Annotated in this window: 13 protein-coding genes; 7 read left to right on the forward strand and 6 right to left on the reverse strand. The window is 43.2% G+C overall.

What is annotated here, in order from left to right; genetic code table 11:
* Window positions 1–138 precede the first annotated feature (138 nt).
* The 6 genes from BK026_RS02535 to BK026_RS02560 all read left to right on the forward strand — a co-directional run bounded on the left by BK026_RS02535 (window position 139) and on the right by BK026_RS02560 (window position 8,561).
* Window positions 139–2,616 carry a glycogen/starch/alpha-glucan phosphorylase gene (locus BK026_RS02535; protein WP_071814400.1) on the forward strand — a complete coding sequence of 826 codons (2,478 nt, stop codon included), beginning with the start codon at window positions 139–141 and terminating at the stop codon, window positions 2,614–2,616.
* 246 nt (window positions 2,617–2,862) lie between these two features.
* A complete protein-coding gene (locus BK026_RS02540) occupies window positions 2,863–4,167 on the forward strand; it encodes a bifunctional diguanylate cyclase/phosphodiesterase (RefSeq protein ID WP_071814401.1) in 1,305 nt (434 codons plus the stop codon).
* A 117-nt stretch (window positions 4,168–4,284) separates the two neighbouring features.
* Window positions 4,285–5,322, forward strand: a complete 1,038-nt coding sequence (gene astE, locus BK026_RS02545) for a succinylglutamate desuccinylase (protein WP_071814402.1) — start codon at window positions 4,285–4,287, stop codon at window positions 5,320–5,322.
* A complete protein-coding gene (locus BK026_RS02550; protein WP_071814403.1) occupies window positions 5,315–5,722 on the forward strand; it encodes an HIT domain-containing protein in 408 nt (135 codons plus the stop codon). Before astE ends, BK026_RS02550 begins: the two co-directional genes overlap by 8 nt.
* 52 nt (window positions 5,723–5,774) lie before the next feature.
* Complete coding sequence (locus BK026_RS02555; protein WP_071814404.1) at window positions 5,775–6,101, forward strand: heavy metal-binding domain-containing protein; 327 nt, start codon at window positions 5,775–5,777, stop codon at window positions 6,099–6,101.
* A 54-nt stretch (window positions 6,102–6,155) separates the two neighbouring features.
* Window positions 6,156–8,561, forward strand: coding sequence for a S9 family peptidase (locus BK026_RS02560; protein WP_071814405.1), 2,406 nt, complete (start codon window positions 6,156–6,158; stop codon window positions 8,559–8,561).
* Between the two features lie 126 nt (window positions 8,562–8,687).
* Here BK026_RS02560 and BK026_RS02565 read toward each other — a convergent pair whose 3' ends face one another.
* The 6 genes from BK026_RS02565 to BK026_RS02590 form a co-directional block, all read right to left on the reverse strand.
* Window positions 8,688–8,870, reverse strand: coding sequence for a DUF2897 family protein (locus tag BK026_RS02565; protein ID WP_071814406.1), 183 nt, complete (start codon window positions 8,868–8,870; stop codon window positions 8,688–8,690).
* A 24-nt stretch (window positions 8,871–8,894) separates the two neighbouring features.
* The gene (locus tag BK026_RS02570) at window positions 8,895–9,590 is read right to left on the reverse strand and encodes a M15 family metallopeptidase (protein ID WP_071814407.1); all 696 of its coding nucleotides are present in this window, start codon (window positions 9,588–9,590) and stop codon (window positions 8,895–8,897) included.
* A 15-nt stretch (window positions 9,591–9,605) separates the two neighbouring features.
* Window positions 9,606–10,742 carry a succinyl-diaminopimelate desuccinylase gene (dapE, locus tag BK026_RS02575; RefSeq protein WP_071814408.1) on the reverse strand — a complete coding sequence of 379 codons (1,137 nt, stop codon included), beginning with the start codon at window positions 10,740–10,742 and terminating at the stop codon, window positions 9,606–9,608.
* Window positions 10,736–11,083, reverse strand: coding sequence for an ArsC family reductase (locus BK026_RS02580; RefSeq protein ID WP_071814409.1), 348 nt, complete (start codon window positions 11,081–11,083; stop codon window positions 10,736–10,738). The genes dapE and BK026_RS02580 overlap by 7 nt, the downstream gene beginning before the upstream one ends.
* A gap of 80 nt (window positions 11,084–11,163) precedes the next feature.
* Window positions 11,164–11,664: a PTS glucose transporter subunit IIA gene (locus tag BK026_RS02585; protein ID WP_071814410.1), complete on the reverse strand. Its 501-nt coding sequence runs from the start codon at window positions 11,662–11,664 to the stop codon at window positions 11,164–11,166.
* A 7-nt stretch (window positions 11,665–11,671) separates the two neighbouring features.
* Window positions 11,672–12,058 carry an ACT domain-containing protein gene (locus BK026_RS02590; RefSeq protein ID WP_071814411.1) on the reverse strand — a complete coding sequence of 129 codons (387 nt, stop codon included), beginning with the start codon at window positions 12,056–12,058 and terminating at the stop codon, window positions 11,672–11,674.
* Window positions 12,059–12,485: 427 nt separating this feature from the next.
* Here BK026_RS02590 and BK026_RS02595 point away from each other — a divergent pair, with 427 nt between their 5' ends.
* On the forward strand, window positions 12,486–12,845 hold the full coding sequence (locus tag BK026_RS02595) for a VOC family protein (RefSeq protein ID WP_071814412.1): 360 nt from the start codon (window positions 12,486–12,488) through the stop codon (window positions 12,843–12,845).
* The last annotated feature ends 58 nt before the right edge of the window (window positions 12,846–12,903 follow it).

The following is a 12,903-nucleotide window of genomic DNA, read 5'->3' on the forward strand; positions in this document are numbered from 1 at the left end:
TTTTTTGTAATTTTAACAAAATAATTACAACATTCGGTTTTTCTCACTGCTATATTGCTGTCATATCTGTTCGTTATTATGTAATTAAATTACGTTTTGGTGCATCGGGCACCTGGATGATTAAGAGTGAGACGCAAAATGAACGCAAAAGCGACCAAAACGCACCCCTCTCCGGCAATTGATAAAGCTGCTTTTAAAGCGTCGGTTATCAGACATCTTCACTGCACGTTAGGTACTGACGAAAATAAAGCGAATAACCACGCTTGGTGGAAAGCAACCTGTGCTGCTATTCAAGAACAAGTGCTTGAAGGGCTTCGTAAAACACAAAAAAGTCACTATCTCAACGACACTCGAGCGGTGCACTATTTTTCTGCTGAATTTTTGATGGGCCGTTTGCTGTCCAACAACCTGCAAAATTTTGGACTATTTGACGTTGCCAGCGGTGCACTCAAGGAGTTAGGGGTAGAGCTCTCTGATATCTTAGAAGAAGAACCGGACATGGCGCTTGGAAACGGTGGTCTTGGGCGTCTCGCCGCTTGTTTTATTGATTCGCTGGCGACAATGGAGATGCCAGCAATTGGTTATGGCATTCACTATGAACATGGCTTGTTCCGTCAAGAGATAAGAAGCGGAGCTCAAATTGAACGTCCTGACAGTTGGCGTGATTACGGTAACCCATGGGAAATTTGCCGTCCGGAATCTACGCAAGAAGTGTCTTTGTACGGTTACGTAGAGACTAAATACGGCGAAAATGGACGGGTCGTGAAAGAGTGGCATCCTGGCTCTATAGTAAAGGGGGTACCTTGGGACATTCCAGTTGTTGGCTATGAAGGTAAGACGGTAAATGTACTTCGCCTGTGGCAATCTGAAGCGTCAGGCTATTTTAACTGGGATGTGTTTAATGCAGGTGGTTATGTCGATGCGCAGCGTGAAAATGTGCAGGCTGAAACCATTTCGAAAGTATTGTACCCGAATGACGAAACGGAGGCGGGTAAAGAATTACGGTTAATTCAGCAATACTTCTTCTGTTCATGTTCATTGAAGGACATTATTCGTCGCTACAAGCGTGCACATGGTGATGACTGGAGCCGCTTTGCCGATCAGGTTGTTATTCAACTCAACGATACGCACCCAGCAATTGCAGTACCTGAATTGATGCGAATTTTAGTCGATCGCGCCGAGCTTGGTTGGGATGAAGCATGGGAGATTTGTACAAAGGTATTTGCTTATACTAATCATACATTGTTGCCAGAAGCCCTTGAAAAATGGCCTGCGCGCATGATTGAAAAAATACTGCCTCGTCATCTTGAAATTATATACGAGATTAATCATCGCTTCATGGCTGAGGTAGATAAAAAATGGCCTGGCGACAATGCCATGAAGGCAAAGCTTTCTATTATTGAAGAAGGCAACGAGAAAATGGTTCGAATGGGTCACCTGTCGGTGATTGGATCTTTTGCGGTAAATGGCGTAGCAGAAATGCATTCTCGTTTAGTAAAAACCACGCTATTCCCGGAGTTCGATGAGCTATATCCAGGTAAGTTAACGAACGTTACAAACGGCATAACTCCGCGTCGATGGCTAAAAGCATGTAACCCAGCACTATCAAAGTTGATCGACAAGAAGATTGGCGAAGACTGGCCTAAGGACTTGGATAAGCTGCAGGGACTGGCGAAATTTGCCACTAACAAAGCCTTCCAAAAACAGTTCATGAAAGTGAAGCTGGAAAATAAAGAATTGCTAGCGGAAGAAATTCGCAAGTCTCTGGACTTGGAAGTAGACGTTAACGCGATATTTGATGTTCAGATAAAACGTCTTCATGAGTATAAGCGTCAACATTTAGCGCTTCTGCACATCATGGCACTTTATCGCCGTATTCTTGAAAATCCAAATTACGATATGCACCCCCGCGTGTTCATATTTGGAGCAAAGGCTGCTCCGGGGTATAAATTAGCTAAAGATATTATCTATGCCATTAATAAAGTTGCGGATAAAATTAATAATGATCCTCGCGTAAACAATAAGATTAAAGTGGCGTTCTTGCCAAATTACCGAGTGTCGTTGGCTGAGAAAATGATTCCTGCAGCCGATGTTTCAGAACAAATCAGCACCGCAGGTAAGGAAGCGTCGGGAACAGGCAATATGAAGCTAGCGCTAAACGGTGCTGTCACGATAGGCACGTTAGACGGGGCAAATGTTGAAATCGCTGAGGAAGTAGGCGATGAAAACATCTTTATTTTCGGCCTCACCGTTGAGGAAGTTAATGCCCTAAAAGCGAGTGGATATAATCCGTATGACTTTTACTATAAAGATCCAGAGATTAAAGCCGTGCTTGATTGGCTGGAAACGGATTATTTCACGCCCGGAAAACCTGGTGCATTAGTGTCGATTAAGCAAAGCTTACTTGATAATGGCGACCCATATATGGTGCTGGCTGACTATCGCGCTTACTCCGATGCACAAATTGCCGTTGATGCCGCTTACAGAGATACCGAACGCTGGGCGGAAATGGCTATAATAAACACAGCGAAAATGGGTAAATTTACTTCAGATCGTTCTATTCGTGATTACGTTGAACGTGTTTGGAAACTTTCACCGTGTAAGATAGAGAGCTAATCGCACCTCGCTATACGAAAAACCCGGCAGTGATATACTCGTCGGGTTTTTTGTTATTAGCGCTTCATCGCGATGCACAATTTGACTATATTTTGAGAACGCTGGTTTATTGTGCTATTTGTTGTTTATGGCTATAAGCGTGTATTTAAAACTATACGTAACGGTGATTGCACCTTCACTATAGCCATGTTCTTATATAAGTAGTTGTTTTTATTACCTAGAAGCGTAAAGCTGCAGGAAAACTTCATGATCCGTCATACCTCATTGGCAACCATCCCCAACCGCTACGCATTTATCGACAGCGTTGCTAGACACGCACAAAATTGCTCTACGATGTCTTTAATGTTGATTGATGTGGTCAGGTTTTCTGATGTGACAACCAGTTTAGGTATTGACGTAGGAGACGAGTTTTTGCTCGCCATTGCAAACCGCATCCAAACGCTGTTTGGAGAAAATGCAAAAGTAGGGCGAATCAGTGGCGATGTGTTTGGTGTAGTATTTATTAACTTGAGTAACGAAACGAAACTCAGGGAAAAGTTTGAACACCTTGTAGAGCATTTTAAAACGCCAATGCATTACGAAGACAATGCATTCATTGCAGATTTTAACGTAGGCGTAACCACCAATAAGTCTAAAGATTTTAATATTACCCAATTTGTTTCGCGTGCTGAAGCCGCCCTTAAACAGGCTAAAGAAAGCAAACACGAAAATTATTTCTCGCTAACGAAGGAAGATAGTGCAGAAACAGGTCGCAGCTTAACGCTTAAAGCTGATTTAAAGCGGGCTCTGTCTTTTCACGAACTAGAGCTTTACTATCAGCCTAAAGTAGATTTGAGTTCTTTGAAGATAGTTGGGGCTGAATGCTTATTGCGCTGGAATCATCCTATTGATGGCGTGTTATTTCCGGGCCCTCTCATTGAAGCCGCAGAGTCTTATAATATGATGAGCGAGCTGGGATATTGGACCTTAGAACAGGCTTTTTCTACATTAACGGAATTTGAAGCCAAGCGATTGGAGCTTGTGTTATCTGTTAACATTTCACCTACCCAGCTTTACGATAATCAATTATTGCCTAATTTAGTTACGCTTAGTAAGCGTTACGGAATTGCGCTGTCTAAATTAGAGTTAGAGCTTACCGAAGACGTTGCGCTGTCTAACTCGCTAATGGTAAAAAAACAACTAGACGAGTTGAAAAACCTAGGCGTTGCAATTTCAGTTGACGACTTTGGTAAGGGTTATTCGAACTTAGCCTATATCCGTGATCTGGATCTAGATTCTTTAAAAATAGACAAATCTTTTGTTATGGAGTTAGAGCAGCACCCGGTTAATCGAGCAATAATTGAGGCTGCCCGAATTATTGGAAATGCAAAGGGATGTGATGTTGTCGCAGAAGGAATAGAAACTCTTGCTCAGCTGCATATTCTAAGAGAAGTAGGGGTAACACAGGGGCAAGGCTATCTGTTTTCGCGGGCTGTTCCGCTGAACGACTTTATTGAACTTACCAACAAAGAAATAATGGTTGGCAATTCCCCGATGCGTGCCCAGGCGTAATTCACCGTAAAGCACTACCGAAATTTACAGCTTTCTCGCGCTTATGTTCTGCAAATTAATGATTTTCAAAACTCGTATGGCTACACTATGACCCTCTGATATTACACGGGTTTAAACATGCAAGCACTTACTGATAGTGGCGAATTTCTCACGCTTTCTCGCCGCAATCCTGAATTATTCGACACGCCTTCTTCTTTTCTACTAAGCAACGGTATAGCCGTTAGTGTATCAGCCCCTGGTATTATTGAATTTAAGCCTGCAAACAGCAGTGAACTGAGTAAAAAAATCGTGCTGTCTTGTGGAGTCCACGGGAATGAAACAGCGCCGATTGAAATTTGTGATGAACTAGTAAAGAACATACTCACCGAAAAGCTTGTTATCGCTCACCATGTTCTTTTTTTATTCGGCAATTTACCGGCAATGGATATTGCTCAACGTTTTGTTGAAGAAAATATGAACCGGTTATTTAGCGGTGCACATTCTGAGGGTAAAGGGCTTATTAATGCTGAGCGCGTAAGAGCGAAGCAGTTGGAACAGGCTGTGAAAGTGTTCTTCGAACGTGGTGAAAGCCAAGCAATCCGATACCATTATGACCTGCATACCGCCATCCGAGCCTCAAAAAACGAGAAGTTTGCGGTATATCCCTATCTACACGATCGCAAGCACAGTAAGAGCCAGCTGGCTTTTCTTGCTGCCTGTGGAATTAAGACCATCATGTTGTCAGAAACGCCAACGACAACATTTAGCTATTATTCCTCATACCAGTTTAACGCCCATGCTTTTACTGTAGAACTGGGAAAAGTTAGACCGTTTGGCGAAAACGATATGTCGCGCTTTGAAGATGCAAAATGTGCAATTACTGCGCTTATTACGCAACTAGACTATACGCCTGATGTAGATATTGCTGAGTTAGATATATACCGTGTTAACCAAGTAATAAATCGAAACGAAGAAGCCTTTGAGCTTCATTTTGATGACGATACGCCAAATTTTACCGACTTTAAAAAAGGCACTGTGCTTGCCTCAGAACCCAAGACTAAATATGTCGCGCAATATGATGGCGAGGCCATCGTATTTCCCAACGCAAAAGTAGCGATTGGCCAACGAGCATTACTTACCGTTATACCGACTAAACTGGACGATTTAGATGTTTGAATTAGACCCTCGTTTACACAATGATACATTTTTTGTCTGTGATCTTTCGTTGTGTCGTGTACTGTTGATGAACGACAGCCAATTCCCTTGGCTTATTCTTGTGCCCATGAGAAGCAGAGTTTCTGAAATTATCGACCTTTCAGGCGATGATCAAGTTACGCTTTTAAGAGAGTCGGCGTTGGTATCTAAAGCGATGCAAGCCGCTTTTTCTCCGCTAAAATTAAATGTGGCAGCGCTGGGAAACGTGGTTAGACAACTTCATGTGCACCACGTCGCCCGTTATGAAAATGATGTGGCATGGCCTAAGCCCGTTTGGGGAGCCCAGCCTACAATAGCGTATCCGCAAACGCAGGCACAGGAGCGCATAGCGTTAATTAAACAGCACTTGGTACAAGTTTAAATTCACTTGCACGGGGCTGGTACTAAAAACCTTAGATTAAACGGAGTTACAGATGATAGTTTCTACTACCCCTACATTAGAAGGCCACAAAATTGAGGCTTACTACGGCATTGTTGTTGGTGAGGCAGTGATGGGAGCAAACATTGTAAAAGACTTGTTTGCTTCAATTCGCGACATTGTTGGCGGACGTTCCGGTTCATATGAAGAAGAGCTGACCACGGCTCGTAAGCTCGCTTTTACTGAACTAGAGCACGAAGCAAGAAGTATGGGGGCGAATGCGGTTGTAGGTATTGATTTGGATTATCAAGTAATAGGCGACAAGGGCAGTATGCTTATGGTAAGCATCAGCGGTACTGCGGTAAAAACCTCTCCGTTATAAACGATACATTCATTATCGACGGTACACTTTCCAACTCTAGTAAAGGAATAACCCATGTTTAAAAAGTGGATAGCGTTATGGCTTGTGGTGCTCGCTGGGCAGTCTTTCGCTCAAGACGCGCTGACCTATCAAAAACCACCTAAGGAAATACTCGATCTCGTTGACGTCACACTAGCACCTTCTACTTTGATGGATGATGCTCAGAACAATATGGTGTTGTTATACCGAGATAACTACAAGTCTATCGAAGCGTTGTCGAAAGAAGAGCTACGGTTAGCGGGTTTACGAATCGACCCAACAACAAATATCGGTAGTCGCGTAACGTATTACAATGATCTTAAGGTTCAAAAAGTGGGCAGCGATGAAAGCATGGTAGTCAAAGGCATGCCATCGTCTCCAAAACTCGCGAATTTTAGATGGTCTCCAGACCAACAATATATTGCTTTTACACATACCTCCAAAACGGGCGTTGAGCTATGGGTGTTGAACATTGCAAAAGCCGAGGCATATAAGCTGTTTGATAAGCCTGTTAATGCAAATATGGGCGACGCGATTAATTGGCAAGCCGATAGCAAATCTATGCTTGTAAAGGTTGTTCCAAGCAACCGTAAAGCATTGATAGACGCAGAGTTCGCCGTACCGACGGGGCCGACAATATCTGTTAGTGATGGTAAAAAAGCGCAGAATAGAACCTACCAAGATTTACTTAAAAACAAAAATGATGAGCAAAACTTTGAGCAGCTTGCTCGCTCAGAGATTTATACTGTTGGTTTAGATGGAAAAGCGGCAGCATGGTTGCCGTCGGGTATGTATGGCAATTTGAGTGTATCGCCAGCAGGCGATTATGTGATGGTTCAACAGTACAAGCGTCCGTTTTCCTATTTAGTGACATACCGCCGTTTTCCCCACAATATAGATGTATACACCGCCGATGCTAAACTTGTTAAAACAATCGCTAGCGTACCGCTTATTGAAGACTTACCTCAAGGCTTCATGGCGGTAAGAACAGGTATACGAAATGTGCAATGGCGCAATGACAAGCCCAATACGCTAGTGTACGTAGAAGCGTTGGATGAAGGCGACCCAGAAAAAGACGTGCCGTATCGCGACCAACTGTCTCAGTTAAGCGCCCCTTTTTCGGGTGATGCACAGCCTCTGCTAAAAACAGAAGACAGGTTTTACCAAGTTATTTGGCACGATGACAGCGTTGCGATAGCAATGGACTATTGGTGGAACAACAGAAACACAAAAACGTACGTGTTTAGCCCCGATAAGAGCAGGCCAACAGAAATTATCGCAGATAGAAATTATCAAGATAGATACAGCGATCCGGGGGCTTTTGTTACAACAAAAAACAAATTCTTCAGGAACGTATTAGCGGTTAAAAATGGACACGCATTTTTGATGGGAGAAGGTTTTACACCAGAAGGGCAGTTCCCTTTTTTGGATAAAATGAACCTTGAAACGCATGAAACAAGTCGTTTATATCAGTCTGAATTTACCGATAAGTTCGAAGATTTACGCGAGTACAATGTTAAGAACGACCGCTTGTTAGTTAGGATTGAGTCGAAGAATGATTACCCTAATTATTACTTTAGAACCTTAACTAATAACAAACTTGTACAGATAACGGATTTTAGTAATCCATTCCAGAGTTTGCAGAATGTTAAAAAAGAAGTAGTGAATTACAAGCGTGAGGATGGCCTTGATTTAACAGGGACGCTTTACCTTCCCACCGACTTCGAGGAAGGTAAGCGATACCCCATGATCTTGTGGGCATACCCTCGTGAGTTTAAAGACAAATCGAGTGCAGGACAAAATACCCAGAATCCAAACACGTTTACCTATCCATGGTACGGTTCTCCGATTTATTGGGTAACAAAAGGCTATGTTGTGCTCGATGACGCTTCTTTCCCTATTGTTGGTGAGGGTGATAAAGAGCCTAACGATACATTTAGGACACAGCTTGTTGCTAACGCGAAAGCAGCAATAGATGCATTAGACGCACGGGGTATCATTGACCCTGAGCGAGTTGCTGTAGGTGGGCACAGCTATGGTGCTTTTATGGTTGCAAATTTGCTCTCTCACTCAGACTTGTTTGCCGCCGGTATTGCTCGCTCTGGTGCATATAATCGAACGTTAACACCGTTTGGTTTCCAATCTGAGGAACGTCACTATTGGGACGCGCCAGAGGTTTACTATACGATGTCTCCGTTTATGCACGCGGATAAAATGAAAACACCGCTGCTATTGATCCATGGTGAAGCAGACAATAACTCTGGAACATACCCTATGCAGAGTGAGCGCTACTTTAATGCACTTAAAGGGTTGGGTGCAGTAACTCGCCTGGTAATTTTGCCAAAAGAAAGTCATGGCTATCGCGCAAAAGAAAGCGTACTACACACCCTGTGGGAACAAGATCGCTGGTTGGATAAATACGTTAAAAACAAAGGCAAATAAACGCATTACGGCGTGCTGTTATAGGCGTCGAAATTAGAAAAGGTGGCTGTTTAGAAGCCACCTTTTTTTGTCACTAATCGTTAAATTTAGTTAGTCAAGCAAGCTAAGTAAGCGCTGTCGACAAGTTTAGTCGGCACTATGTTCAGAGTCTTTTTGCTTTGCTGATGGTGGCACTTCTTTTTCATCGCTGTCGTAGGGCTTCGATGGAGTAGGAAACTTAAACTTCGCACTATATTTAAGCAGCGTGATGTTGCCAATCACAACTCCCAACACTAAAACAATAATAATAATGACCCAAGTAGTACTCATAAATATTCCGCAGGCTAGCCCCTTTTATACCAATCTATGCTGATTGGTATTATTCAAAACGTAGCGATTATACAAGGCTGGCAACTGTGGCAAAATACATGTTTTGCCTTCAATATCGCTTTTGCCTAGGGCGTTTATTAAACCGTTGACGTTTCGAGTATTCTCGAAGTCACGCGCTATGCTCTTAAAGCTTAGGTGCCATGGCTCTGGAGCAACGCCTCCGGTGTTAATTGAAAAAGGACGAAAAAATCCAAACTGGTCCATGGTTTCGTTAAGCCAACAAGACAGCGCATGGCATGGCCCACCCAATGTATATTCGCTCTCAACAAGATCAAATTTACCGCCCCACTTTTGCACTGCAGTCTTGTCGTATACGTCCATGTCCGTTCCCCAATGATGGCGGCTGCCACCTGGTAAAGCAGACCATGTTAATATTGCATGGAGCTTATCGTTTTCACTGAGCGAATTGAAAGCAAGCGCATCGCCATGTATATCGAGAAGCGGCGCTTGGCCTGTCCATTTTCGGTTGAAAATAACAGTTTGTCTGTTGAAATCACGAAAGCTACTGACTAATTGCAAGTCTAAACCGTCTTTCTGTGCCGCTTCTTGCATAGCAAGAAACGGCGCAACAACGTCTCGGTGCAGCTTGTGGCCGTTGCCAGCGTCAACAAGAAAGTCGTTTTTCTGGCCTAGCCACGCTTGTTCGGGTATCTGCTCCATAGCTAAGAATACCGATTATTTAGCCAGCAGACGTTCTAATATACCAAAGTACATATCGGCTAGCTGCTCCAAGTCAGACATTTTTACGCACTCGTCAATTTTGTGAATAGTGGCATTTACAGGGCCTAACTCAATAACTTGAGCGCCAGTTGGTGCGATAAAGCGCCCATCAGACGTGCCGCCAGCGGTGGACAGTACCGTTGGTTTACCTTTTACCGCCGCAATAGCCTCTTGCGTTGCTTCAAGCAGTGCACCTGTATCGGTTAGAAATGGTTGACCGTTAAATGTCCATTTTATTTCGTACTCTAGCTCATGGGCATCTAAAATAGCAGTAACTCGCTCAATTAGAATGTGGTCAGTCACTTCCGTTGAAAAACGAAAATTAAAACAAACGTGAAGTTCACCGGGAATAACGTTACCAGCGCCTGTACCGGCGTGAATATTTGATATTTGAAAGCTGGTGGGCGGAAAAAAGTCATTGCCGTTATCCCAGTGAGATTTGGCTAATTCATCTAGCGCTGCCATTGCGGTGTGTACAGGGTTTTTGGCCAAGTGAGGGTAGGCGACATGGCCTTGAACGCCTTTTACGATTAAATCGCCGGTTAATGAACCTCTACGGCCATTTTTAACGATATCGCCCACTTCGTTAGTAGAGGAGGGCTCACCAACAATACACCAATCAATTTTTTCATTGCGCGCTTCAAGGGTATCTATAACGCGTGTAGTGCCATTAATGAACGGGCCTTCTTCGTCGCTGGTAATAAGGTAGGCTATGCTGCCTTTGTGATCAGGGTATTTGTTTACGAATTCGCGGGTGGCTACTAACATGGCCGCAAGGCTACCTTTCATGTCAGCTGTGCCCCGTCCGTGTAAATAACCGTCAACTTCAGTTGCTATAAAGGGGGGCGTTTTCCAGGCGGCTTCAGGCCCGCTAGGGACAACATCGGTGTGCCCAGCAAAACAAAATACAGGGCCTTCTTTACCTCGGCGAGACCATAGGTTTGTAGTATCTTCAAAAACCATAGTTTCATTGTCAAACCCGAGTGTACCTAAAAATTCGCCCATGGCCTCTTGGCAACCTGCATCTTCTGGCGTTACCGAGCGGCGGTTTATCAATTGCTTTGCAATTTCAATCACAGAGTCGTTTAACAAAATATTTCCTCGTACTGAGCGGGTTTAAAACCAATATGGAATGCGTTGCGATGAAAGAGAATAGGGCGTTTTACCATAGCAGGGTACTGAACAAGCAACGCAAGGGCCTTTTCTCGATTAAGCTCTGACTTGTCTGCATCGTCTAGTTGGCGAAACGTGGTGCCTCGCTTATTGAGCATGGCTTCCCAACCAAGCTCCGATTCTGCTTTCTCGAGAAAATCGGAATCAATTCCGTCTTTGCGGTAATCGTGAAATGAATAGTCTTGATTATTGTCTGATAACCACTTTTTTGCTTTTTTAATGGTGTCACAGTTTGGGATCCCGTATAGGACTGTATTCATCTTTTTTTTCCGTACTACTTGTTGAATTACCCCATCATACAATTTGTTGGTTTATTGATAAACGGGCAAGCGAAAGAGATTCATATATACAGCGAAAAAAGCGGGTCCTCTCCTGCTTCAACATACTTGCGAACGGTGGGAAGTACACCGAGCAAAGCAGTAGCGTTCAATACTGTCATTATGCAATGGTTGTTCACATTTTGCTGTTTAAGCCAAGAAGCATTGACGGTGAAAAGGGCCTGTTTGGTAGATATTCTATCACCTTGGTGTAACGAGCATTGAAACTGTGCACTGTGTAGGTGATGAGTATTATTACCGTATTTGATTCTGCATTTCAGCCCTGCTGTAGACTGCAGTTCAACAGCGTAATCGAGGGGGGTTACCTTTTTTACTGTGCCGTCGAAAGGCGAGACGATCGTATTCGAATTAGTCATTACCGCTGCGCCGGGGCCAAAGACACCCGCATTAAGAAGTTTGTCATCTAATTCACTTAATGCAACCAATTGGCCAGTGACGGGGCTGAAAATATCAATTTTTTTCTTAAATGTTTCTGGGGCGTGGAACAAAAGCTTATCGTTCACTTCAATACTATTCTCTATTAATAAAATAACCGGCTGCTTCTAAGGCCGCCACCGCGTCTTCCAGTTTGTTATTTTTTACTAGAAAGAAATCGGTATCGAATGTAGAAACAACAAATATCGCCACCTTAGCGGACGCAAGAACCTTTCCGATTTGAGCCATAATCCCAACCATAGAAAGATGCAACGGCCCAAGTAATTCGAGTGCACGCCAACCCTCGTCACTGTCTAAAGAGGAAACTTCCACGTATTCAGGGACTACAATTGACAGTTCTTCTTCAGTCTTACCCAGAAAAAAAAGTGGGCTGCTAAGCACTGAAGAAGGAATGTCACTCTCGGGATCTAAACTGTGAATTGTAAATAACGATGTGCGTACAAGTAACGTTTGTTTAGGCATGTGAACTGCTAAATTGTAGTAACTACGGTGATGGTCACATTAAACCATTAACTGTGCTTAAGTGCTACGTGTTATCCACTTTATCTGTGGATAAGTTTGTTGAGTAGTTTGGGGAGTTCTTTTAACTAATTGAAATTAAAGCATTTAATAAACTGTACAAACAATGTTCAGTGGATAACATTATTGAAATAGCAAGCATTTTCCACAGGCTGTGTCTATAAAGAAAATAAAAAATCTTAGTTTTTTTTGCAAAATCTTAGCTTGACAAATAAGAGAGATTATAAAATTTTTGTGCGAGATCTAGTCAAGTGTACGCGCCTTAAATCAACGATTACTCCCATTTTCTGGCTTATAAGTTAAAGTGATATAAAGTTTTAAAGTACTGTTAACAACAATGGTTTTGTTTATTTAAGGGAAAGGAGTTTTTATGTCAGATTCGTCATGGTGTGATATTACAACTGAAAACGCAGAGTCTCTCGTTAATTTCTATGAAACCGTTATGGGCTGGAAAAAGGAGCCGGTAGATATGGGAGGATATCGGGATTATGTGATGTTAACGCCCGATGGCACACCCATTGGGGGCATTTGTCAAAAACGTGGAGTGAATCACGACGTGCCGGGCGGTTGGATAAATTACTTCACCGTTGAAGACTTACAAGTGTCGCTTGATCATGTTAAGTCGCTAGGTGGAAAGCAGGTAGGCGATATTCGTCGCCATGGAAGTGATTGTTTTTGCGTAGTGATAGATCCCAGTGGTGCGGCTTGTGCACTCTATCAAAAGGGTTAAAGAAGGCCAGTATCGCTAAACTGGCCATATCTTTATCTTTATCTTTACTCTGGTGCGT

The organism is Alteromonas sp. V450, from assembly GCF_001885075.1.
In the GTDB taxonomy this organism is placed as follows: domain Bacteria; phylum Pseudomonadota; class Gammaproteobacteria; order Enterobacterales; family Alteromonadaceae; genus Alteromonas.